This window comes from Actinopolyspora sabaoui, from assembly GCF_051225635.1.
Classification (GTDB): domain Bacteria; phylum Actinomycetota; class Actinomycetes; order Mycobacteriales; family Pseudonocardiaceae; genus Actinopolyspora.
In genome coordinates this window covers 70,198-93,256 of the sequence record NZ_JBMIHH010000015.1, presented here as the reverse complement: position 1 = coordinate 93,256, position 23,059 = coordinate 70,198, and the positions used below count along the sequence as shown (strand labels likewise).

Annotated in this window: 21 protein-coding genes and 1 tRNA gene; 8 read left to right on the top strand and 14 right to left on the bottom strand. The window is 67.9% G+C overall.

Features of this window, described 5'->3' with window-relative positions; genetic code table 11:
- Positions 1-10: 10 nt before the first annotated feature.
- Positions 11-574 carry a peptidylprolyl isomerase gene (locus ACOQFL_RS22100; protein WP_175496715.1) on the top strand — a complete coding sequence of 188 codons (564 nt, stop codon included), beginning with the start codon at positions 11-13 and terminating at the stop codon, positions 572-574.
- A 57-nt stretch (positions 575-631) separates the two neighbouring features.
- On the top strand, positions 632-1,555 hold the full coding sequence (locus ACOQFL_RS22095) for a rhomboid family intramembrane serine protease (RefSeq protein ID WP_435546125.1): 924 nt from the start codon (positions 632-634) through the stop codon (positions 1,553-1,555).
- A gap of 156 nt (positions 1,556-1,711) precedes the next feature.
- Here ACOQFL_RS22095 and ACOQFL_RS22090 read toward each other — a convergent pair whose 3' ends face one another.
- Both ACOQFL_RS22090 and crgA read right to left on the bottom strand, forming a co-directional pair.
- Positions 1,712-2,086 carry a PH domain-containing protein gene (locus ACOQFL_RS22090; RefSeq protein WP_435546124.1) on the bottom strand — a complete coding sequence of 125 codons (375 nt, stop codon included), beginning with the start codon at positions 2,084-2,086 and terminating at the stop codon, positions 1,712-1,714.
- A gap of 163 nt (positions 2,087-2,249) precedes the next feature.
- Complete coding sequence (gene crgA / locus ACOQFL_RS22085) at positions 2,250-2,516, bottom strand: cell division protein CrgA (protein WP_092627966.1); 267 nt, start codon at positions 2,514-2,516, stop codon at positions 2,250-2,252.
- A 263-nt stretch (positions 2,517-2,779) separates the two neighbouring features.
- Between crgA and ACOQFL_RS22080 the strand changes: the two genes are divergently transcribed.
- Positions 2,780-3,607 (top strand): class E sortase, encoded by an 828-nt coding sequence (locus tag ACOQFL_RS22080; RefSeq protein WP_435546123.1) that lies wholly within the window; start codon positions 2,780-2,782, stop codon positions 3,605-3,607.
- A gap of 27 nt (positions 3,608-3,634) precedes the next feature.
- On the top strand, positions 3,635-3,790 hold the full coding sequence (locus ACOQFL_RS22075; RefSeq protein WP_435546122.1) for a hypothetical protein: 156 nt from the start codon (positions 3,635-3,637) through the stop codon (positions 3,788-3,790).
- A gap of 266 nt (positions 3,791-4,056) precedes the next feature.
- Here the strand turns inward: ACOQFL_RS22075 and ACOQFL_RS22070 are convergent, their stop codons facing one another.
- Positions 4,057-4,695 (bottom strand): potassium channel family protein, encoded by a 639-nt coding sequence (locus tag ACOQFL_RS22070; protein ID WP_435546152.1) that lies wholly within the window; start codon positions 4,693-4,695, stop codon positions 4,057-4,059.
- Positions 4,696-4,723: 28 nt separating this feature from the next.
- Complete coding sequence (locus tag ACOQFL_RS22065) at positions 4,724-6,124, bottom strand: TrkH family potassium uptake protein (RefSeq protein ID WP_435546121.1); 1,401 nt, start codon at positions 6,122-6,124, stop codon at positions 4,724-4,726.
- Positions 6,125-6,328: 204 nt separating this feature from the next.
- Between ACOQFL_RS22065 and ACOQFL_RS22060 the strand changes: the two genes are divergently transcribed.
- A complete protein-coding gene (locus tag ACOQFL_RS22060; RefSeq protein ID WP_435546120.1) occupies positions 6,329-6,970 on the top strand; it encodes an aminodeoxychorismate/anthranilate synthase component II in 642 nt (213 codons plus the stop codon).
- A 258-nt stretch (positions 6,971-7,228) separates the two neighbouring features.
- Here ACOQFL_RS22060 and pknB read toward each other — a convergent pair whose 3' ends face one another.
- The 7 genes from pknB to ACOQFL_RS22025 are packed head-to-tail and all read right to left on the bottom strand — an operon-like array spanning position 7,229 to position 17,399.
- Entirely contained in the window at positions 7,229-9,205 is a 1,977-nt protein-coding gene (pknB, locus tag ACOQFL_RS22055; RefSeq protein ID WP_435546119.1) for a Stk1 family PASTA domain-containing Ser/Thr kinase, read from the bottom strand.
- The gene (locus tag ACOQFL_RS22050; RefSeq protein WP_435546118.1) at positions 9,202-11,001 is read right to left on the bottom strand and encodes a serine/threonine-protein kinase; all 1,800 of its coding nucleotides are present in this window, start codon (positions 10,999-11,001) and stop codon (positions 9,202-9,204) included. The genes pknB and ACOQFL_RS22050 overlap by 4 nt, the downstream gene beginning before the upstream one ends.
- A gap of 3 nt (positions 11,002-11,004) precedes the next feature.
- Entirely contained in the window at positions 11,005-12,468 is a 1,464-nt protein-coding gene (locus ACOQFL_RS22045) for a peptidoglycan D,D-transpeptidase FtsI family protein (protein WP_435546117.1), read from the bottom strand.
- A complete protein-coding gene (locus ACOQFL_RS22040; RefSeq protein ID WP_435546116.1) occupies positions 12,465-13,937 on the bottom strand; it encodes an FtsW/RodA/SpoVE family cell cycle protein in 1,473 nt (490 codons plus the stop codon). Before ACOQFL_RS22040 ends, ACOQFL_RS22045 begins: the two co-directional genes overlap by 4 nt.
- On the bottom strand, positions 13,937-15,442 hold the full coding sequence (locus ACOQFL_RS22035) for a PP2C family protein-serine/threonine phosphatase (RefSeq protein WP_435546115.1): 1,506 nt from the start codon (positions 15,440-15,442) through the stop codon (positions 13,937-13,939). Before ACOQFL_RS22035 ends, ACOQFL_RS22040 begins: the two co-directional genes overlap by 1 nt.
- Positions 15,439-15,903, bottom strand: a complete 465-nt coding sequence (locus tag ACOQFL_RS22030; RefSeq protein WP_092627977.1) for an FHA domain-containing protein FhaB/FipA — start codon at positions 15,901-15,903, stop codon at positions 15,439-15,441. Before ACOQFL_RS22030 ends, ACOQFL_RS22035 begins: the two co-directional genes overlap by 4 nt.
- A 53-nt stretch (positions 15,904-15,956) precedes the next feature.
- Positions 15,957-17,399 carry an FHA domain-containing protein gene (locus tag ACOQFL_RS22025; protein ID WP_435546114.1) on the bottom strand — a complete coding sequence of 481 codons (1,443 nt, stop codon included), beginning with the start codon at positions 17,397-17,399 and terminating at the stop codon, positions 15,957-15,959.
- A 264-nt stretch (positions 17,400-17,663) separates the two neighbouring features.
- Here ACOQFL_RS22025 and ACOQFL_RS22020 point away from each other — a divergent pair.
- Positions 17,664-17,747: transfer RNA gene (locus ACOQFL_RS22020), tRNA-Leu, on the top strand.
- Between the two features lie 467 nt (positions 17,748-18,214).
- Here the strand turns inward: ACOQFL_RS22020 and ACOQFL_RS22015 are convergent.
- Positions 18,215-18,994 carry an MBL fold metallo-hydrolase gene (locus tag ACOQFL_RS22015; protein ID WP_435546113.1) on the bottom strand — a complete coding sequence of 260 codons (780 nt, stop codon included), beginning with the start codon at positions 18,992-18,994 and terminating at the stop codon, positions 18,215-18,217.
- A gap of 110 nt (positions 18,995-19,104) precedes the next feature.
- Between ACOQFL_RS22015 and ACOQFL_RS22010 the strand changes: the two genes are divergently transcribed.
- Positions 19,105-19,713, top strand: a complete 609-nt coding sequence (locus tag ACOQFL_RS22010; protein WP_435546112.1) for a CGNR zinc finger domain-containing protein — start codon at positions 19,105-19,107, stop codon at positions 19,711-19,713.
- 635 nt (positions 19,714-20,348) lie between these two features.
- Here ACOQFL_RS22010 and ACOQFL_RS22005 read toward each other — a convergent pair.
- The gene (locus ACOQFL_RS22005) at positions 20,349-21,725 is read right to left on the bottom strand and encodes a dihydrolipoyl dehydrogenase family protein (RefSeq protein WP_435546111.1); all 1,377 of its coding nucleotides are present in this window, start codon (positions 21,723-21,725) and stop codon (positions 20,349-20,351) included.
- Positions 21,726-22,212: 487 nt separating this feature from the next.
- Here ACOQFL_RS22005 and ACOQFL_RS22000 point away from each other — a divergent pair, with 487 nt between their 5' ends.
- Entirely contained in the window at positions 22,213-22,677 is a 465-nt protein-coding gene (locus tag ACOQFL_RS22000) for a hypothetical protein (protein WP_435546110.1), read from the top strand.
- Here the strand turns inward: ACOQFL_RS22000 and ACOQFL_RS21995 are convergent.
- Positions 22,649-22,960 (bottom strand): monooxygenase, encoded by a 312-nt coding sequence (locus ACOQFL_RS21995; RefSeq protein ID WP_435546109.1) that lies wholly within the window; start codon positions 22,958-22,960, stop codon positions 22,649-22,651. The genes ACOQFL_RS22000 and ACOQFL_RS21995 overlap by 29 nt on opposite strands.
- Positions 22,961-23,059 lie beyond the last annotated feature (99 nt).

Sequence of the window (23,059 nt, the reverse complement as noted above, 5' to 3'; positions counted from 1 at the left end):
CGAGGATTAGGTGGTGGCAGACAACGGATCGCTCGTGGGAACGACGGTGACCGCGACCCTGCATACTACGCAGGGCAACATTCGAGTCGAGTTGTTCCCGAACCAGGCTCCAAAGACCGTGTCCAACTTCGTCGGGCTCGCAGAGGGAACGGCGGACTACACGGAGCCCAACGCGCGGGGTGAACGGTCCGGCCCGTTCTACGACGGTGTGATCTTTCACCGGGTCATCGACGGTTTCATGATCCAGACCGGGGATCCGACCGGTACCGGCCGTGGCGGCCCCGGATACCAGTTCTCCGACGAGTTCCACCCCGAGTTGCAGTTCAACCGGCCGTACCTGCTGGCCATGGCCAACGCGGGACCGAACACCAACGGCTCGCAGTTCTTCATCTCGGTCGCGCCGACCACGTGGCTGAACTACAAGCACACCATTTTCGGTGAGGTCGCCGACCAGGAGTCGCGTAACGTGGTGGACGAGATCGCCAACACCGCCACCGGTCAGGGCGATCGTCCTGTCAACGACATCGTCATCGAGAAGGTGACCATCGAACGTGGCGAGACCGCCGAAGCTTGAGCCGTGGCGACGCGGCCGGGGCCGGTCGCGCGCCTCGCCCGTGGAGCGGGGCTCGAGGTGAACGTTCCACCAGGACAGGCCGGGGATCCGAACAGTCCCCAGGCCATGCCGACGTGTCCGCGCCACCCGGACCGACCCACCGGGCTGAGCTGCACGCGCTGTGGACGGCCCGCTTGCCCGGAGTGCCTGCGGGACGCCTCGGTGGGGCAGCACTGCGTGGACTGCGTCAAGCAGGGGCAGCGTGGTGTTCGCCAACCGGTGACCGTGGCCGGTGCTCGACTGGGCAGCAAGCCCGTGCTGGTTCCGGCGCTGATCGCGGTGAATGTGCTGCTCTACGTGCTGACCGTCGCGCAGGCCGGTTCTGTCTCTGGGAACAACACTGCCCCACTCTTCCAGACCTGGGCGCTGGTGCCCGTCCAAGTGGCGACGGGGCAGTGGTGGCGCGTGTTCACCTCGGCCTTCCTGCACTTCGGGCTGATTCACCTGCTGATCAACATGATCGCGTTGTGGATTGTCGGCCGCGAGATGGAGTTACTGCTCGGCAGGGTTCGGTTCGCAGCCGTCTACCTGCTGTCGCTGCTGGGCGGCAGCATGTTCGTGTTCCTGTTCAGTTCGGCGTTCACCCAGGCGGCAGGTGCCTCCACAGCGCTGTACGGGCTTTTCGGTGGAGTGGCCGTGGCCGCATGGCGGCTGAAGCTGAACATGCGTCCCATCCTGCTGGTGATCGGGATCAACGTGGTGCTCACGGTGAGCATCCCGGGTATCTCGTTGTTCGGGCACCTCGGTGGACTCGTGCTCGGTGCGGCGGCTACCGCGGCGTTGCTCTACGCCCCAGCCGCGCGGCGGAATCTCTGGCAGACCGTTGCGCTGACCGGGTTGTTCCTGGTGATCGTGGTCGCGATGCTCACCCGCGACGCGATGCTCGGCGGTACGGTGTGCGACGTGCTGCAGGGCAGGCGGTTCTGCCTGCGGACGAACTGATTCGAACCACCGGGGTCCGCACCGGCAGCCGCGTGAGGTCGTGCGACATGGAGCTCCCCTTCACTGGTGCCGGATGCGTGGCACTGGCGCCGAGAGCGTCTCGTCGGTGAGTCCGGCGCCATCGACCGTGGAAGTTCTCAGGACCCGTGGAAGTTCTCAGGACCGCAGCGTTTCGAGCTCTTCGGCCACCTCGGTCGGCTCCGCGCCCAGATCGAACCGGCCCAACAGCAGCAGCCCTCCCGTCAGATCCGCTTCGGGTACCTCGATCTCCAGCATCGGCACGGTGCGACCGAACCGGCTGCTGGTGGTGACGCGGTGCGAGATCCGCTCCCAAGGCCAGCGGTGGCGTCCACCGAGTGTCCGCACGGTTATTCCGGCGGGGTCGGCACGAAGTCTGGGGCGCAGGTAGGTCAGACATCCCGCGACCACCACGGCCACCACCAAGGCGGCGCCGAGGAAGACGCGGTCGATGATGTTCCCGGCCAGCCAGACCACAGGTAGCAGTCCCGCGGCCACCACCCAGCAGAGCACCAGTGAGCCTACCGGTGTGGACCAGACTCGGGATTGCGCCGCGCCGGGATCGCCTGAGTCGTCATCGCAGCTCAACGGCTGCCCGAACGAAGTTGTCCACAGGAGTTGTCCACATGGGGATGACTTACATTCGTGTTATTCGGCGTCCCGGCCCGGACAGCTCTCACCGCCATTTCATGGTCATCAACAGCCCGATGATCATGAATCCGAAGCCGACGGCGAAGTTCCACGGCCCGAGATCGGCCATGAACGGGATCTTGGGGCCCGCCAGATAGTTGACCACCAGCCACAGCAGGCCCAGCACCATCATGCCGAGCATCACGCCGACGTAGATGGGGTGGGAGGGTCCGGCTGACTTCGCCTTCACCGGTGTGCGGCGATCTACTGGCGGGGGAGAGGAGGTCTTCTTGCGGACCTTTGACTTGGGCATGGTGTCCTCGCCAGGTGGGTTCGGCCGCCCCGACCGTGCTGCTCGCCCGGTGGGACGGACCTTCCTCGACACGTTTCACACGCCGCCGAACGAGGTGCTCCGCGCGTTCCGCCGGACCCGCACCGTTGGTGCCGGGCGACCGACGACTGACGAACCGCCCCGAGGCGACTGCTTTCCACTCACACGTTAACGCAATATCCCGGTTTTCCGAACAACCCGTATGCTGCTGTTGATATCCCTCGATCGGGGTCGGGGAGGGCGTCATGGTGAGTCTCGACACTCCGCCGCAGGCACCACCGCCGGAGCGACGGCCAGGTCGACTACGCGCTGTGCTGCGCGGATTCGGCGAGGGGCTCATCACACTGGGCCTGGTGGTGCTGCTTTTCGTGTTCTACGAGGTGCAGGTGACCAGCTGGTTCTCTGCACGCCAGCAGGCCGATGCCACGCAGCGGTTGCGTGACCGCTGGCGGGAGGTCTCCCCGGAGGACCGGGCACCGGACCCCATACCCGGACGCGGCTTCGCCCGGCTCTACGTACCGACCCTGGGATCGGGCTTCCCGTTCACCGTCTTGGAGGGCACCGACCAGGGCACCCTTACCGCCGGGCCGGGGCACTACACCGGTACGGCCCTTCCCGGGGAACGGGGCAACTTCGCCCTGGCGGGACACCGTTCCGGACGCATGTCCCCGTTCGGGGATCTCGACCGGCTCGACTCCTGTGACGCGATCGTCGTTGAAACGGCCACCGAGTGGTACGTCTACCGCGTGCTTCCGCTGCGGGACGAGGCCGCCGACTGGGATCCGGAAACCGCTCCGGAAAGCTGCGCCGGTGCGGCACCGATCGGAGGTCCCTACCGGGAGGTTTTCGGTAGGAGCATCGTCGAGCCACAACGTCGCGAGGTCATCCACCCCGTGCCCGGCGTGCCCCGTGGCACCGTGCCCGAGCAGTGGCGCAGCAGGCTGATCACGCTCACCACCTGCCATCCGCGTTACTCGGCGGAGAAGCGGATGATCGTGCACGGCGTGCTGACCAAACGTTATCCGAAGGTGGCGGACCGGCCGGATCTCCGCCCTCCGGAACTGGACGGTTGAGCACCGCGACACGAGAGCGGGATGTGAATGTACGCATGGATCTGGCGCCATCTGCCCGGGCCGCTCGCGGTGCGGGCCGTCGCGGCGCTGCTGCTGGTGGCCGGGGTGATCGCGCTGTTGCTGTTCGTGGTCTTTCCCGCTGTCGAGCCGCTGCTGCCCTTCGGCGACCCGACCCTGGAATGAGCCGGTCCAACCTGGAATGAGCGGCCTCGGGATCGAACTCCACCCGGCCCGCCGTCAATTTCCCAAGAAATCGCCGTGCCCGAGACCACCGTTGGGAAGTGGCCATGCGGGTCGCAGCGCGGTTATCCCCGGTGCGTGAGTCGGATGCATCGCAAGGCCGGGCCGCTCGCCGCGTAGGTCGCTACTCAAGAGCCGGCCCAACGCGGCAAGGCGCCGACTCACGTGCCGGCTACCCGGCCCCGTAGCAAAGTCCTGTCGCGGCCCTGCTAAGTGAGGTCGGCGAACCTCTCGACGTCACTGGACCGGCCGGAGACGATCAGTATGTCGCCGTGGTGCAGCACGGTTTCCTGCGTGGCGTAGGTGAACCCCTCACCGGGACGCTTGATCCCCACCACGGTCACCCCGTACTTGCTGCGCACCCTGGTCTCGCTCAGTGGGCGTTCCACCGCGGCCGCCGGGGCGCGGGTCTTGACGATCGCGTAGTCGTCCTCGAACTGGATGTAGTCCAGCATCCGGCCGGTCACCAGGTGCGCCACCCGCTCACCCATGTCGTGTTCCGGTAGGACGACCCGGTGCGCGCCGACCCGTTCGAGGATGCGGCCGTGCTGCCTGCTGACCGCCTTCGCCCAGATGTGGGGGATCTCGAATTCGGCCAGCAGCGAGGTGGTCAGGATGCTGGCTTCCAGGTCGTCCCCGATCGCCACAACGGCGCGTCGGAAGTCGGGTACGTCGAGTTGGCGCAGCACCTCGGGGTCGGTGGTGTCGGCCACCGCCGCGTGGGTGACCGCGTCCGAGAACTGCTGGACCAGGTGGGGTCGGTTGTCCAGCGCCAGTACCTCCGAGCCGCCCTCGACGAGCTCCACGGCGAGCGACCCGCCGAAGCGACCCAGTCCGATCACCACCACGCGGGACGGGCGTGCACCGTGATTCTGTCTACCCAACGATCGGTCGCTCCTCAGGCAAGTCGTAACGGCGGCCGCGCTCCCGCAGCGCGAGAGCGGAGGCCATGGTGATCGGGCCCAGCCTGCCGGTGAACATCAGTACGATCAGTACGAGCTCAGCCGCTCGCGGCAACTGTTCGGTGATGCCGGTGGAAAGACCGACGGTGCCGAAGGCCGAGATCGATTCGAACAGGGCCACGTCCAGTTCGAAGGGGGTGATGACGAGCAGCAGCAGCGTCGCGGTGAACACCATGCCCACCGCCACCAGCACCACGGTAAGCGCCTGGCGCTGCAACCCCAGGGGTAGTTTGCGCCCCAACACGTGTACCTGCGACTCGCCCCGCACCTCGGTGAGTATCACGAACGCCAGCAGCGCGAAGGTGGTGACCTTGATACCGCCCGCCGTGCCCGCGCTGCCGCCCCCGACGAACATGAGCACGTCGTTGACCAGCATCGTGGTCGGGTTGATCTCGCCGATGTCCACGGTCGCGAACCCGGCGGTTCTGGGGGTCGTCCCGTGGAACAGCCCGACCAGCAGTTTACCCCCGATGCTCAGCGGTCCCAGTGTTTCCGGGTTGTTCCACTCGAACGCGCCGAAGGCCAGCACGCCGACCACCAACAGCGCGGAGTAGGCCAGCAGTGTCACCCGCGCGTGCAGCGACCAGCGGCGTCGTTTGCCGCGCAACCTGCGGCCGATCTCGAACAGCACCGGGAATCCCAGTCCGCCGACCACGACGGCGAACAGCACCGGCAGGCACACCAGCGGGTCGGTGGCGTAGCGCTCCAGACTGTCGGGATACAGCGTGAATCCGGCGTTGTTGAACGCGGAGACGGCGTGGAACACCCCGAAGTAGGTGCCTTCCCCCCACGATTGGCCGTACCCGAGCACGAACCGGAGGGTCAGCGCGAGCCCGGTGATCGCCTCCATCGCGAGGCTCAGCGTGATCACTCCCGCGATCACCGAGCGGACGTCACCGAGGCCGAGGCTCTTCGTCTCGGTCTGGGCGCTGCGGCGCATTCGCAGTCCCAGCCTGCGCACCACGAGCATGCCCAGCAGCGAAGCCAGCGTCATGATGCCGAGGCCACCCACCTGGATGAGTCCGAGGACCACCACCTCACCGAAGGTGGACCAGTGCGCGGCGGTGTCGACCACCACCAGGCCGGTCACGCACACCGCCGAGGTCGCGGTGAACAGCGCGGTCACCCAGTCCGTTGTGCTGCCCTGCTCCGTGGCGACCGGCAGCATCAGCAGTGCCGTTCCCAAGAGCACGGCCATCGCGAAGCCGATGACCACCGTCCTGGCCGGGTGGCTGGCCCGGACGAACAGTCGCAGCAACACCGCTGAGCGCCGCACAACGGCGGTCAGCATCCCGTTCGGTCTCCCGGTGGTCATCACGGCGCCACCGTTGGTCCCGGCGCCGATGGGCTAGGCGTATCCACGAGACGCGGAGGCTATCGCATCGTCGTTGCCCGGCACGAGCGACCCGCCGCGTCTTCGCAGTACAGCGGGCGAAGCGAGTGATTCGGGTGACACGTTCCGGGGCGGAGTTCTCCCGGGGCTCGCCGTGCGGGGGAGCGGCGAAGTAGGCTGACCGGCGTGCGGGTTCTGGTGGTCGACAACTACGACAGCTTCGTTTACAACCTCGTGCAGTACCTCGCTCAGCTCGGGGTGGAGTGCGTGGTTCGCCGCAACGACGTCGTGACCGACGAGGACGTCCGATGGTCCGACGGTGTGCTCCTCAGTCCCGGGCCGGGCAAACCACAGGGGGCGGGGCGCTCCCTGGAGCTCGTCAGCGACTGCGTGAGCGAGAGCAGGCCGATGCTGGGGGTGTGTCTCGGCCACCAGGCGTTGGGGGCCGCGCTGGGCGGCGTCGTCGAGCGGGCGCCGGAGCTGCTGCACGGCAAGACCAGCGAGATCGAGCACGGGGAATCCGGTGTGTTCGCCGGGTTGCCGCATCCGCTCGTGGCGACGCGCTACCACTCGTTGACGCTGCGCCCGGACAGCGTGCCCGCCGAACTCGACGTCACCGCACGTACCGCCGACGGGGTGGTGATGGGGCTGCGGCACCGTGAGCTGCCGCTGGAGGGCGTGCAGTTCCACCCGGAGTCGGTGCTGACCGAGGGTGGACACCGCATGCTGGCCAACTGGATGGACCTCGCCGGGCACGCGCCGGACTGGGACCTGGTCGGGGAGCTGGAACGCGGTATGCGGGAGCTCGCCGCGAACGCGCTGCGCTGATCGACCACCGGGACCGCCCGCCGACGTAGAACCTGGCGGAAGGCGGCACGGCGCCCTCGAGCGGAAATTCCGCTGGCCGGGCACGCCGGGCTGTATCGGCTGGCGTCGACACTCACTCGATGGGCTCGGCCCGAGAGGTCACGGGTGCTCTCCGTTCCGGCTGTGCGCTCTCCCGTTCGGCTGTGCGCTGTCCCGCCCCGGACGTGTGCGCTTTCTCCGGGGCGGGCCGCTCCCACGGCTGCCGAGGGGCCGCGACGGTCAGTCGAAGAGGCCTCCGCCGGGAGGACTCGTGCTCGACGGATCGGTGGGGTTCTCCTCGTTCTGCTCGACGCCGATCCGCAGGGTCACCTCACCGTTGCGGTCCAGCTTCGAGTTCGCCGAGGGCGAGGTGGCCACCACCGTGTCCTCCTTGGCGGAGTCCGAAACGGCCTTCTCGCCGGTCCTCACCGTGCCCTTGAAGCCCGCCTCGCGCAGCGCGGACTTGGCCTCGGACTCGTCGAAACCGATCACGTCCGGCATCGACATCTGTGAGCCGTCCGAGACCGAGAGCGTAACCTCGGAGCCCTTGGCCACGCTCGACCCGCCGGAGGGGCTCTGGCTGACCACGGTTCCCTGGTCCTCGGTCGAGGCGACCTCCTTGGTCGAAACGTCGAAGCCCGCCGAGCTCAGGAGCTGTTTGGCCCGTTCGACCTGGAGCCCGGTCACGTCGGACAACTGCTGTTTCGGGATGGCCTTGCCCACCACGACGTTGATCGCGCTTCCCGCTTCGGTCCGGCCGGTGATGTCCTGTTCGATGATCTTGCCGACGTCGGACTGGCTCTGCACTTCCCGTTCCTGCCGGGAGCCGAGCTCGAGTTTCTTCCCCTCCAGGGCGGCGCGGGCCTCTCCGATCGTCATCCCGCGTAGGTCGGGGACATCCACCTGGCCGGGGCCGGTGCCCTTGAACAGCTTTATCTCCTTGGTGGGCACGTACATCCCGGCCCCGGGAGTCTGGTCGACGATGGTGCCCTCTTTGCCGGCGGGGGACGGGCGGCTCGGGTACGAGACATTCTCGAATCCGGCTTCGTTGATTTGCCGCTTGGCCTCCTGAACCTCCATCCCGGTCATGTCCTGCAGCCGGATTCGTTGCGGCTCCTCGGAGCCGCCACCGTTGAACATCACCAGAGCCAGCCCGGCCAGTAGGGCGAACACCGCTACGCAGGCGGCGGTGACCAGCCCGATCGTCCACCGCCTGCGTCTCCTGCGGGCATAGTCCTCGTCGTCGCCGTCGTAGTCCGGCGGTACCGCCGCCGCGGTACGAGGCTCGCGTTCGTCGTTGACCCGGGTGGTCTCTGCCTCCCCGGTGGCCAGTTCGGTGCGTTCCTCCTCGGACATCACCAACGGCGCCTTGGGGCGCTGGCCGGAGAGCACCCGCACCAGGTCGGTGCGCATCTCGGCGGCGGACTCGTAGCGGTTCTCCGGGTTCTTGCTCAGCGCCTTGAGGATCACCGCGTCCAGCTCGCCGGGCACCTGCTGGTTGACGTCGGAGGGTTTGCCGGGCTGCTCCCGGACGTGCTGGTAGGCCACGGCCACCGGCGAGTCACCGGTGAACGGCGGTTCGCCGCACAGCAGCTCGTAGAGCACGCAGCCCGAGGCGTAGACGTCGCTGCGGGCGTCCACGGTCTCGCCGCGGGCCTGCTCGGGGGAGAGGTACTGCGCCGTGCCGATGACCGCGGCGGTCTGCGTGACGGCCGCCTGCCCGTCGGCCACTGCCCGCGCGATACCGAAGTCCATCACCTTCACCGCGCCGGAGTCGGTGATCATGATGTTGGCCGGTTTCACGTCGCGGTGCACGATGCCGTGCCGGTGGCTGAAGTCCAGCGCGGCGGACGCGTCGGCCATGACCTCCATCGCCCGGCGCGGCGCCAGGGGCCCCTCGGTCTTGACGATGTCCCGCAGCGTGCGGCCGTTGACGTACTCCATGACGATGTACGGCAGCGGGCCGTTCTCGGAGTCGGTCTCCCCGGTGTCGTAGACGGCGACGATGGCCGGGTGGTTCAGCGCCGCCGCGTTCTGCGCCTCCCTGCGGAACCGCAACTGGAAAGTGGGATCCCGAGCGAGGTCCGCACGCAGCACCTTCACTGCGACGTCCCGGCCGAGCCGGACGTCACGGCCACGGTGTACCTCGGACATGCCCCCGTAACCGAGGGCGTCCTCGATCTCGTAGCGGTTGGAGAGAAGTCGCGGTGAGCTCATCGCTGCGTCGTCCCGATCTGTGTCCACGAGCGTCCCATCAAGTTGCCCCGGAAAGCCGTGACGGCTGTCGCCGACCGGTTCCGGGCGCGGTGCGCGGTTCCCCCGACTTCGTGCTTACCGGCTCCACGTGTCTCGTTCGCGATCGACGAGACAGTGTCGGTGCCTTCGATTCGCGGCGGCAGTGCGTACTGCCGCGGTGTGCCGATTCCCCGCGGGCCGGGCGTCCGTTCCGCCACCGGCCTCGGAATCGACGAGAGCCGTCCCTCAGGATGCCGTACCGATCCGCCGTTGAATGCCTCTGGAGGGGCGAAATCGGCCAATCTCACACGACTGTCGGTGTCCGGTCGGGCACTCGGTGCGACTTCCGGGGCGGCCGGTACTCCGGCGCCGCGCGTACCTGCCGAACGATCGTACGTCAGCAGCAACGCGAAACCACCGGCGATCAGTATCAGCACCACGATCACGCCGAGCACCACCAGCAGGGCGGTCCGGCGCCCGGGGCGGCGCGAAGCCGGACGTCCCAACGGGTGGCCGTGCCCCGGGACGTGGTTCCCGCCGCTCGCGAGGCCGGGGGGTGCCGGTTGTGGCGGGATGACCCCCGGGGGAACGGTGCTGCCCGTGGGGTGCGGTGCTCCCGTGGGGGGCGCGTGGTGGTTTCCCGGTGGCTGGTTGGCGCCGTAGGTGTTGGGCGCGAGGTTCCCCCCGGTCGGCGGCACGGCGTTCTGCTGCCCTCCGTGGGGCGGCTGACTTCCGGCCGATGGTTGCGGGGGCGGCGGTTGTGGGCCGGGAGGGTGGTGCTGGCCCGTCGAGCCCTGCCCTGTTGTCGACTGTCCTGTCGTCGGCTGTCCCGCCGCCGAATGCCCTGCCGCGGGCTGCCCCGGATACTGTTGCGGCGGAGCGTGGTTGAGCGTGTGGGGCGGCTGCTGCGGAACCGTCAGCGTCACCGGGGTGGGCAGCGGTCTGCCCGCGCGGACGTTGGCCACCGCGTTCGCGAACTCGCCGCCTTCGGCGTAACGCCTACGGGGGTCCTTGACCAGCGTCGTTTCGATCAGCGCACGGGCTCCCGGCGGAACGTCCGGCGGCAGCGGCTGCGCCACGTCGCGGATGTGCATCATGGCGACGGTCACCGCGTTATCGGAGAGGAAGGGACGATGGCCACGCAGGCACTCGTACCCGACCACCGCCAACGAATAAACATCGCTTGCCGGGGTCGCCTCGCCGCCCAGTGCCTGTTCGGGCGAGATGTAGTGCGCCGTGCCCATCACCATTCCCGAGCGGGTCACCGGTGCCGCGTCCGCCGCCTTGGCGATGCCGAAGTCGGTCAGTTTGATGGTTCCGTTCGGTGTGACCAGGATGTTTCCCGGTTTGACGTCGCGGTGCACCAAGCCGCGTTCGTGGGCGGCGTGCAGCGCGTTACCGGCCTGTTCGAGCATCTCCAGCGTGTGTTCGGCCGTGATGCGCCCCTCCCTGGCGAGGATGGCGGCGAGGGGTTCTCCCTCGACGTGTTCCATCACCAGGTAGGCGGTGTCCTCCGGCCCGTCCGAGACGGCCGCCGCCTCGCCGTAGTCGTGCACCGCGGCGATCCCCGGGTGGTTCAGGGACGCGGTGGTGCGTGCCTCAGTGCGAAAGCGGTGCAGGAACTCGGCGTCGCCGCACAGTTCGGGTTTGAGGACCTTGACCGCGACCGTGCGGTCCAACCGCACGTCCACGGCCTGCCACACCTCACCCATGCCGCCGACGGCTATGCGCGTGGCGAGCCGATAACGCTCGGCGAGCGTTTGGCCGGAGCTGGGCACCCGTCAGCCACCCCCCTGCAGGCCGGCGCGGATGACGGCCCGTGCCACCGGGGCGGCGATCTTGCTGCCGGTGGCGTCGGCCCCCACGTTGCCGCCGTCCTCCACGACGGCCGCGACCGCGATCTTGGGGTTCTCGGCCGGTGCGAAGGCCACGTACCAGCCGTGCGGATCCTTGCCCTCGCCGTGTTCGGCGGTGCCGGTCTTGGAGGCGAGCTGCACGCCGCTGATCTTGCCCTCGTCGCCCGCGTGCTGCTCGGCCTTGACCATCATGTCTCGGAGGGTGTGCGCGATCTCGGGCGAGACCGCCTGGCCCAGCTCCTCGGAGTCGGTGCTGTCGAGCACCGACATGTCCGGGGCGAGGGTCTTCTCCACCAGGTGCGGTTTCATCACCTTGCCGTCGTTGGCGATCGCCGCCGCCACCATCGCGTTCTGCATCGGGGTCATGCGCACGTTGAATTGACCGATGCCGCTCTGGTAGAGCTGCGCCTGGTTCGCGATCTCGCCGATCGAGGACGGTGCCACGCCCATCGGGATATCGAGCTCCTGGCCGAATCCGAAGCTCCGCGCGGTCTCCCGCAGCTTCTTCTCCCCGATGTCACCGGCGATCTCGGCGAAGGCGGTGTTGCACGAGCGCGCCATCGCCTCCCACAGCGGCGCCGTGGGCATCGTCCCGCACGTGGAGCCACCGTAGTTGGGCAGCTGGGCGTCGACCTTCGGCAGTTTGATGGACGACTTCGCGGTCACCTTGCTGTCGTAGTTGTACTTGCCGGTCTCCAGCGCGGCGGCCGCGGTGATCAGCTTGAACGTGGAGCCCGGCGGGTACAGCGTCGAGGTGGCCCGGTTGACCAGGGGGTCGTGGGGTGCCTGACGGAGCTCGTTCCAGGCTTTCACCTGCTTGTCCCGAGACAGGCTGGCCAGCCGGTTCGGGTCGTAGGACGGCGAGTTGGCCATCGCCAGGATCGAGCCGTCCTGCGGGTTCAACGCGACCACGGACCCGCGTACGCCGCTTCCCGCGAGCTGGTCGTAGGCGGTCTGCTGCATGGCGGGATTCAGGGTCAGCTCCACGTTGCCGCCCTGCTGCTTCTGCCCGCTGAACATGCGCTGCAGCCGGTTCAGCGCCAGCGAGTCGGCGGTGCCGCTGAGCACCTCGTTCTCGGCCTGCTCGACCTCGTCGCGTCCGTAGACGAACGAGAAGTAGCCGGTGGCCGGAGCGAAGGCCGGACCGTTGGCGTACTCGCGCTTGTACTTGAACCGTTCGCTGTCGGTGGCCTCGGAACTCGCCAGCAGTTTGCCGTCGGCGATGATCTGACCGCGTGGCGTGGAGTACTGCTGGTACAGCGTTCTGCTGTTGTCGGAGTGGTTGCGCAGCGCGTCGGCCCTGATGACCTGCACATAAGTAGCGTTGGCCAGCAGCAGCACGATCATCGCCATCATGGCCATGGCCACTCGTCGTAGTGGCTTGTTCAACGTGGACGCTCCACCAGCTCGGTATGCGCTTCGGCGATCGGGGGTTGTTTCGGCTGTGGCTTACTCGGTTGCTGCGGGCGTCTGGAGGCGTCCGATATTCGAAGCAGCAGCCCCACCAGCACGTAGTTGCCGACCAGCGACGAGCCTCCCGCCGCCAGGAACGGCGTGGTCAGTCCCGTCAGGGGGATCAGCCCGGTCACGCCGCCCGCGATGACGAAGACCTGCAGCAGCATCGCGAAGCCCAGCCCGCCTGCCAGCAGCTTGCCGAAGGAGTCCCGCACCGCCAGCGCCGCCCGCAGGCCACGCGCGGTCAGCAGCAGGTACACCAGCAGCAGCGCGGCGAGCCCGAGCAGTCCCAACTCCTCGGCGGCGGCCGCGAGGATGAAGTCGTTCTTGGCGTAGGGCACGATCGCGGGACGCCCTCCGCCGAGGCCGGAACCACCGATGCCGCCGGTGGCCATGCCGAACAGGGCTTCGCTCAACTGATAACCGGAGTCGCTGGTCATGGGGTTCAGCCATGCGTCGACTCGCTGCTGCACGTGGCCGAACAGCGAGTAGGCGGCCAGGCAGCCCGCCGCGAACAGCGAGAGCCCGATCACGATCCACACCGCCCGTTCGGTGGCGATGTAGATCATCACCAGCACGATGCCGAAGAACAGCAGTGAGGTCCCCAGATCGCGCTCCAGCACCACGATCCCGATGGAGGCCGCCCACGCGACCAGCACCGGAGCCAGGTCCCGCGCACGGGGCAGGTCGATGCCGAGGAATCTGCGTCCCGCCGTGGTGAACAGTTCCCGCTTCGACACCAGGAAGGAGGCGAAGAAGATCAGCAGCAGGATCTTGGCCAGCTCGGCGGGCTGGAAGGACAGCGGACCGAGCTTGATCCACAGCTTGGCTCCGTTGATGTTCGGTGCGATCATGCTGGGCAGCACGGCGGGCAGCGCCAACGCGACGAGGCCGGCCAGGCCGCAGGTGTAGCTGTACTTGGCCAGCGTGCGGTGGTCCCTGACGAACACCAGCACCAGGGCCAACAGCACCAGACCGAGCGCGGTGTAGAGCACCTGGGAGGGTGCCGCGGGGCTGAAGTCGGCCCCGGCGCGTTCGGCCTCGGCCGCGTTGCCGATGTCGATTCGGTGGATCAGCACCAGGCCGAGCCCGTTGAGGAACGCGACCAGCGGCAGGATCAGCGGGTCGGCGTAGGGGGCCCAGCGTCGCACCGCCACGTGCGCCAGCCCGAACAGGGCGAGGAACGCCGCCCCGTAGTAGAGGATCTGGCTCGGGGGCTGTGACTCCAGGTTGAGATTGACGAGTGTCAGTGCGCAGGTGACGATCACGGCGGCGAATGCCAGCAGCACCAGCTCCGTACCTCGCCGGGTCGGCGTGGTGGAGGTCGTGGCGCCTGTTCCGTTGCCCGTGCTCGTGCCGCCCGGGGCCTCGCGGTTCTCCGGGTTGGTCGAGGTGGCTGCCATCAACTCACCGTCCGGCAGTTGACACCCGGTTCCTGTTCGGGAGAGCTCAGCGGTGTGCCTTCGCCGGACGACTGCGAGGGCCGCGAGTTCGGGTTCGTCGTGCTCGCTCCGGCGCTGGAGTCGGCGGGATCGTTCCGCGCGGAGGCGCCGGTGGCGGGGGGCTGCTGCCCGTTGTCGTCGCCGGAACCGTTGTTACGGGTGTTGCCGTCGCCGGAACCGTCGTTACCGGTGTTGCCCTGGTTGCTTTCGGAGTTCTGCTTCGCGTCGTCGCAGATCGGCAGCAGTGCGCTCAGCCGCAGCCGGTGGATCGTCTCCCGCGCCTCGTCGAGATCGGAAACCTGCGTTATCCCGTCGCGCACGTTGGCGCGTTGGGCTTCCTTGAGATCCTGGACCTCGATCGGTGTGCATCCCTCCGCCGCGCCGGGAGGGCAGGACAGCTCGAGCTGCCGGTGCATGCTCACCCCCAGCACACTGCCCTGCACTCCCTGGAAGATCGCGACTTTCTGGGAGCCGTTCACCCCGATGTAGTACTGGTTGAACAGCCACCAGCGCCCCGCGAAGACCAGCCCCGCCAGCACCACCAGCACGCCGAAGCCGACGAGCATGCCGCGTAACCACCGTCTCCGGCGTGGTGGATCGGGGGGTGGGGCCGTGAACTCCTGCTGCTGTGGTGTCGGCTGGCTCCGAGTGGCGGCCGAGGCGCGCGCCGCGGCCGAGTCGGGTTGTGGGCGGGGGTCCTGGTTGTCGAACCCGGCCGCTCCGGCGACTATCGGCGCGTCGTCACCGAACTCGACGTCGACGACGTCGGCGACGATCACGGTGACGTTGTCCGGGCCACCACCCTTGAGGGCGAGTTCGATCAGCCGGTCGGCGGACTGCTGGGGATCGGATATCCCGAGCGCCTCGGCTATGGTCTCCTCGCTGACCACACTGGACAGACCGTCCGAGCACAGCAGGTAGCGGTCGCCCGCTCTGGCTTCCCGCACCGCGAGGCTGGGTTCCACCTCGTGGCCGGTCAGCGCACGCAACAGCAACGAGCGCTGCGGGTGGTTGGCGGCCTCTTCCTCGGTGATTCTTCCCTCGTCGATCAGCGACTGCACGAAGGTGTCGTCGTGCGTGATCTGGGAAAGCTCGCCGTTGCGTACCTGGTACGCCCGCGAGTCACCGATGTGGACCAGGCCGAGTTTGCTTCCCGCGAACAGCATGGCCGTCAGCGTGGTGCCCATGCCGTCCAGATCCGGGTCGCTGGCGACCAGTTCCGAGATCGCGTTGTTGCCGGACAGCATCGCGTCGTGCAGCTGGCCCAGCAGGTCGTCACCGGGTTCGTCGTCGTCCAGCGCGGACAATGCCGCTATGACGACCTTGCTTGCCACTTCACCTGCGGCATGGCCGCCCATGCCGTCCGCGAGGGCGAGAAGTCTGGGGCCGGCGTAGACCGAGTCCTGGTTGTTGGAACGAACCAGGCCGCGATCACTGCGGGCCGCGTAGTGCAGGACGAGGGTCATGAGCGCAGCTCGATCACCGTTTTGCCGATTTTGATCGGAGCTCCGAGCGGGACCTTGGTCGGCCCCGTAACCTTCGTCCGATCGAGGTATGTGCCGTTGGTGGAGCCCAGATCTTCCACGTACCAGTCCTGGCCCCGTATCGACAGCTTCGCGTGTCGTGTCGAAGCATAGTCGTCGTCCAGGACGAGTGTGGAGTCATCGGCGCGACCGATCATTATGGGACGCCCCTCCAGTGTTATTCGGGTTCCCGACAGCGCCCCCTCGGTGACCACGAGCTGTCGTGGTGACTTCGTTTTCGGGCGTGACTGTTTGCCGGACTTCTTGCCCGCTCCCGGAACCGACATGCGCAGTCCGGAAGCCGACTGCAGGTCGGAGCGCACCACACGCAGCGCTACGAGTACGAACAACCAGAGCAGGGCGAGAAACCCTGCTCTGGTCAGCTGAATCACCAGCTCGGACACTTGTTGGGGACGCTCCTAGCTTGCTGGTCGGCTCGTGCTGGTAGAGGCGGGCCTCAGCCCTGAGCCCGGAAAACCAGGGACGAGTGGCCGACGCGGATGACGTCTCCATCAGCCAGTTGCCAGGTCTGCACCGGCGTGCCGTTGACCGTGGTGCCGTTCGTCGACCCCAGGTCGGCGAGCATCGCCGCCTGGCCGTCCCACTGGATCTCGATGTGCTTGCGGGAGACCCCGGTGTCCGGCAGCCGGAACTGGCCCTCCTGTCCGCGCCCGATCACGTTACTGCCGTGCTGCAGGGTGTACGAGCGGTTGGAACCGTCGTCGAGCTGGAGGGTGGCGGTCAGCTGCCTGGGGGCCGCGTCCGGCGGGTAGCCGCCCGGCGCTCCCGGCGGTGGGTATCCGGGTTGACCGTAGCCGGGGGGCTGCTGGCCGTAACCCTGGTCGTAGCCCGGGGGCTGGCCGTAGCCCTGGTCGGGGAAGCCGCCGGACTGCGGATATCCACCACCCGGCTGGCCGTAGCCGGGCGGTTGTGCGTAGGCCTGCTCGTAGCCGGGGGGTTGACCGTAGCCGGGGGGTTGCTGGCCGTAGCCCTGGTCGGGGAAGCCACCGGACTGGGGGTATCCGCCGCCGGGCTGGCCATAGCCCTGGTCGTAGCCCGGGGGCTGGCCGTAGGCCGGAGGGGGCGGGGGATAACCGGGCTGGCCGTAACCGGGGGGCTGCTGGCCGTAGGCCTGGTCGTACCCCGGCGGTTGACCGTAGCCGGGGGGTTGCTGGCCGTAGCCCTGGTCGGGGAAGCCACCGGACTGGGGGTATCCGCCGCCGGGCTGGCCATAGCCCTGGTCGTAGCCCGGGGGCTGGCCGTAGGCCGGAGGGGGCGGGGGATAACCGGGCTGGCCGTAGCCCTGGTCGGGGAAGCCACCGGACTGGGGGTATCCGCCGCCGGGCTGACCGTAACCCTGGTCATAACCGGGCTGGCCGTAGCCGTAGTTCGGGTCCTGCCCGTACTGGCCCTGGTCGTAGCCGTACTGCGCCTGCTGGGCGTACGGATCCCCCTGGGGATATTGGCCTGGTGGCTGGCTCATGGGTCGGTCTCCTGCGGTACGAGGTGTTGCCGGCCGTCGGCTTACGTCGGGGTCGACGGACGAGCTTATTCGAAACTGTCCCGTGTGCAGCGTCTCAGAGCGCTCCAGGGAGACTACGACGTCACCATATGTGTCCCACCGCTGCTCGGTGAGATGCTCCTGAACGCAGTCGGCGAGAAGATCGGTGACCCGATTCTCGTCCTCCATGAGTCGATCGTGATCGGTGGGGCTCAGCTGCACGACGTAGTGGTTGCACGCCAGCAATCTGCCGCCCGCGAGTTCGCGCACCTGCAACTCGGCTTCCCGCTGCAGCGACTGCGCGACCTCCTGGGGAACGACCTTGCCGCCGAACACCCGCGCGAAGCTGTTGCCGACGATGCCTTCGAGCCTGCGCTCGAAGCGCTGCACGAGGCCCACGGCAATCCTCCTCCATACTCTCGACTCTTGCGTACCATCGTATCTGGCGCGACGAGCCGTTACAGCTACTAGTTCCGATCGGGGACGCACCCCGCGGGGTCCGGTGACCTGGCTGTGTTAACCTGATCGAGCCGGTTGCGGAACACGGTTCCGGAGGCCGATTGTACCGATCGCTCACGCTCGGTGCGGTGATTCGGAACGAGACCCCCGTTGAAGGGTTCGGATCCGGGTGTTGTAGAGTGAGGTTACAACAGAAAAGCCCACGGGCGGGTGGCGGAATAGGTAGACGCGCACGGTTCAGGTCCGTGTGTCCGAAAGGACGTGGGGGTTCAACTCCCCCCTCGCCCACCGAGGGCCGACGACACAATGGGTGTCGGGTGACCGACACAATGGTTCGTCGAGCTCGGACGTGATGATCGGGGAGAGCTTCGCTGGAGGCGGGGATCTCCCCGATTTTTTGTGTGTTCTGGGGTGTGCCGCGTCGGGTTTTCCGTGCCGTGGCGGGGTTTTCGGGGTGGTGGAGTGTTTCGAGTGTCACTCCGTGGTGGGTTTTCGCCCTGTTTCCGGCTGGTGCTCAGCGGTGTGATGTTCAGGGCGCTGGGTTCAAGGGTTGGGTGTCCACTGTGGCGGTGCTGTGATGGGGTGTTGGCGGGGGCGTCATGGTCATGTCGGGCGGAGTCGCGATGGATTCGATTCCTGCTGTTCTCGGTGGTTGTGCGGGGTCTTGGCGGGAACGGGTTTGGGGACGTGCCCCGTGAGTCCCGGCGGAGGACCACGGGGCACGGTGCACAGCGGCGTGCGTCCCCGGGCCGGACTCAGCTCTCGCGGGCCCAGTCGACGCGGTCGGCCAGTCCGGCTCGGGCGAAGGCAGCTTCCAGGTGTTGCCTGCCCTCGGTGAGGTGGGCCCAACTGTCGTAGTGGACCGGCACGATGTGGTTCGCATCGAGGACGCGGCACGCTTCGGCGGCTTGGGCGCTGTCGAGGACGACGGGCTTGCCGTCGAAGAGAACCGAGAACCGCGGGGCACCGGCGAAGACGATGGCGGTGTTCACCGAGCCGAAGCGCTCCGCGATCTCGCTGACCACCTCCAGCGAGGCGTTGTCGCCGCTGACGTAGACGGTGGGCAGGTCCTCACCGGTGAGTACGAAACCGACGACCTGCCCGGCGAAGGGTTCGACCTCCTCGCGCGACTCCGGCCCGTGGATGGCTGGAACGGCGGTCACGGTGACCTTGCCACCGGTCGGACGGTCGAGCTCGACGGTTTCCCAGTCGGCCATGCCTCTGGCGTCGAGTCGCTCACCGCCACCGGGCGTGGTCAGGGTCAGCGGTACCTCGGCGAGCAGGGCGCGTCCGGAGGTGTCGAGGTTGTCGGCGTGCTCGTCGTGGGAAAGCAGCACGACGTCCACCCGGCCGAGCTCGGCCGTGCTGCCGTCCGGGGGAGCGGTCTTGGTCAGGACCGGTCCGTCACCCCCGTAGTCGCCGGGTTCGTCGAAGGTCGGGTCTGTCAGGAAACGCAGGCCGCCGTAGTCGAACAGAGCGGTCGGGCCGCCGAAGACGCGGACGGGCAACCGCGCGGTCGTGTCAGGGGTCGACAAGAAAGATCCTCTCACGGATAGATTCAGTAAAACCGTGATATGGACTCTAGCTGGAAATCACGGATAATTCAATTTAAAGCGTGATAATCATGGATGGGTGATGGTGTAGCATGAGTGATGTGGCGGAGCTCGCGACCCTCGAATCGGACCTGCCGTACGCCCCCGGCGAGGAGCAGTATCCCTCGCTGGCGCTGGCCAACAGCGCCTTCACCCTGCCCGGTGGGCACGTCATCGATCTCCTCGGAACGCCCGCGGCCACGAACGAGTGGCTGGCGGAACGTGATCTGGCACCGGCCGACACGGACATGCGGGAGATGTGCGCGACGCAACTGCGTTCACTGCGGGAGCAGATCCGGGCTCTGTTCGCCTCGCGTGTCGATGAGCTGCCCGCGCTGCCCGCAGCGCTGTCGGCGATCAACGAGGCTCTGACGAGGGTGCCGACCGCTCCGCTGCTGCACTGGGACGACACCACGGGGCCCTACCGTGCTGCGCCGCACCCCACGACACAGGTCGTCGACCACGCCCTGGCGAGCCTCGCGGCCGACACGGCCGACCTGCTCGCCGGGCCCGATGCCGAACGGCTCACCGCTTGCGGCTCCGACCCCTGCAACCGCTACCTGCTCCGGCACGGCCGCCGCCACTGGTGCTCGACGCGCTGCGGCGACCGTGCTCGTGCCGCCCGCGCTTATGCCCGCCGAACCAGAGGCGATGCCGAATAGCGTGACCGACGCTCCCGGCGCCCGCTCTCCCGCGCCATCCCGGTGGGGCGGAGCCATCCGGGACGCATCGGCCCCTCTTCTGGTGGTTTCTGCCGTGCCGAGCAACGCGAAATCTCTGCTGATATTCGCGAAAAGCGCCGACACCTGAGTGCCGTGGCTCGCGCGTCGAGTGACTGAGTGATTCGCCGTGGTGGACACAGTGGGGAACTAGGTCCCCGCAGCTGGATGCCGAGGCAGCCCGGCCAATACTCATCGGCTCTGCCGAAAGCATGGTCGGAGTGACGATCAGTCGTAACGCACGTGTTGGGTGGTCTCTGCTCCGAACGTCCACAAGGGGCCAAGCCTTCTCAACTCGGCCGGTCGATATCGCTGAATGAGGCCTACGCGAAGGCTCGTCTCGACTGACCGAGGTGCAACGGGTGCGGTCGAGTTCGCGTTCGGTCGCACCCGCCCGGTGGATCGGCTACAGCCACGGACGGCGTTGTCAACACCGGTTGGACATTCCGCCGGCCGGCCGGAAACCGGCTACAACGCTCACTACCGGGCCCGACACTCAGCTGAGACGTCACGCCGACGGGCCGTCACACCCGTGCGATGTTCCGTCCTGGACCGGGCCGGTTCCCCGTGGACCTGCCTCAGTCGACTAGCTGGCCGAGGGCGGCTTCGATCGCCCGGTGGAAGGTGGGGAAGGCGAAGATCATCCGGCGGAGCTGGGCGATATGCACCTGGGTGTGCACCGCGACGGTGAACGCGCTGAGGATCTCGCCGCCCAGTGGTGCGACCACGGTGGCACCGAGCAGGATGTCGCGGTCGGTGTCGGCCACCAGTTTGATCACCCCCTCGTTGCCGGCCTTGTGGATCCAGCCGCGGGCCGAGGAGGGAATCCCGGTGACCGCTGTGCGCACCGGGAAGCCCTGCTGACGGGCTCGGTCCTCGGTGAGTCCGAGGGAGGCCACCTCGGGGTCGGTGAACGCGACAGCGGGCATGGCCCGGTAGTCCGCGGTCTCCGCACCATCGCCGAGGATGTCGTCGGTGGCGATGCGTGCCTGATAAACCGAGGTGTGCGTGTAGGCACCGTGACCGGTGACGTCGCCGATGGCCCACACCCCGTCGGCGGCGCGCATCCGCTCGTCCACGTCGATGGTGTTCGCGGTCTCGTCGAGACCGAGTGCGCCCACCCCCAACGTGGTGAGATCCGTGTGCCGCCCGGTGGCGACCAGCAGCTGTTCGGCGGAGACGCTCTCCCCGGAGTCGAGTTCCAAGGTGAACCGACCGTCCCGATGCCGCACGCGCCGCGCTGAGGTTCCGGTGCGTACGGTGATCCCCTCGGCGGTGAAAACCTCGGTGATGCTCTCGGAGGCTTCGGGTTCGCCCACCGACAGCACTCGTGGTGCGGCTTCGACCATGGTGGTGTCGACGCCGAACCGTGCGAACACCTGGGCGAACTCCAACCCCACCGGCCCCGCCCCGAGCACCACTATCGAACCGGGCAGCGAGCGGGCCCGCACCGCCTCTCGGTTGGTCCAGAAGGGGGTGTCCCGGAGCCCGTCGATCGGCGGCACGGTGGGCTCGGTGCCGGGGTTGAGCACGATCGCCCGACGAGGGCGGAAGACCCGCTCCCCCTCAGCCGTGGCGACGGTGACCTCACCGGAGCCGGTCAGCCGACCGAGGCCCCGCACGAATCGTCCTCCCGTGGCCTCGAAACGCCGCACGGCGGCCTGGTCGTCCCAACCACTGGTGGCCTCGTCGCGGATGCGGTCGGCGACCGGGGTCCAGTCCGGCTGGACCGAGGCCGTTCCGGCGAGCAGCGGCACCCGCCCGGCCTCGGCGAGCGCACCCGCCCCGCGGACCATCATCTTGGTGGGGATGCAGGCGTAATAGGGACACTCGCCTCCGAGAAGGCGATTGTCCACGCCGACCACGCTCAGTCCCGCCGTGGCCAGTCGCCCGGCCACGTCCTCACCACCCGGACCCATGCCGACCACCACGGCATCGACCTCGTCCTCCGCCATCTCCGCCTCCTCGCGGTTCGGGGTTTCCCGTAACTGTCAGCCCAGCACCGGAACGGCGAGCACGCACGGCGGAGCGTCGGCTGCCCGGATCCACCGATACCGAGTTCCCCGAAAGCTCGCTTCGTCGCGCCGTGGTGGCGAGCCGAGCGCCTCGTTCACCCCACGACGCCCCCCGCCCTGGTAGGGAGCTGGCTGCGTCCGAACGAGCGCACTAGGCATGACCGTCGGTTCCCACTGGGGGTGGAAAGCCGAGCCGGGTGGTCCGGGAGTCTGCGGGGCTCCGATCAGGGGTGTGCGAACCTGCCGTGTTCTACTATGGTGTGTAGTAGTTGCTGGATCGCCAGTACCGCTCCCGCGAGCGCGAGGGCGCATCCGAGCTCGGCCGGCCGCGGTCGTGTGCTGTTGGTTCGGTACCGGTCGATCCGGCGTGTCGCTCCGGTTCCCCTACCGCGCACGTATCGCGCGTAAGTGGTGAAAGTGGTGTTCGATGCGGGCGTGGACAGTGCGTCAGTGGGGCGTCGCGAGTGCTTCGGCGATCGTGATCGCGCTGGTCATGGGAGTGGTGACCGCGATCATCGACAATCCGGTCTTCATACGGATGCTTCCCGCCCCCTGGTGGGTCTATCCGATCTGGATCACCACGGCCGTGCTGCTCGGGCTGCTCCTGGCCACGTACGTGGGGCCAGGGGGATCCCGGCTGGAGAGCTCGTCGTCGCGGCAACGGCGTGGCTTGGGGGCGGCGTTGTTGGCGTGGTTCGCGATCGGCTGCCCCACCTGCAACATGCTCGTGGTTCTGGCGGTGGGCACCAGCGGGGCGGTGACCTGGTTCCAACCGCTTCAGCCGGTACTCGGAGTGCTCTCCGTGCTGTTGCTCGGTGCGGCGCTGCGCGGTCGGTTGCGTAACGCCTCGGCTTGTCCCGTGGCTATTCCCGCCGCAGCGGAGCGTGATTGATCACCGACAGGGCTTCGTTGACGTCGAAGACCTTGGCATTGATGCCGGTGATGCCGAATTCGTTCAACCGTTCGGTGTGCTTGCGCAGGTAGCGCTGCGCGGTCTCGCGTGACTCGAACAGGTAGACGCCGCCCGCTTCGGCGGTCTCCTGATTCTCGGTCCAGATCTTCCACAGCAGTCCCGGTTCGCCGTCGATGCTCTCGGCCAGCTCGGTGAACGCCTCGGTCATGGCCGCACCGAAGGGGCCTCGCGTGGGAAAGTCGATCTGCAACAGGCAGGGCATCGTGAGCCGGTTCCTTCCCGATCGTGAGTACGTTCGGACCCGGGTGCGGTGCTGCGCCGTGTTCCGTCGCCGGCCGCCTCCCGCCGACCGCTGTGGTCC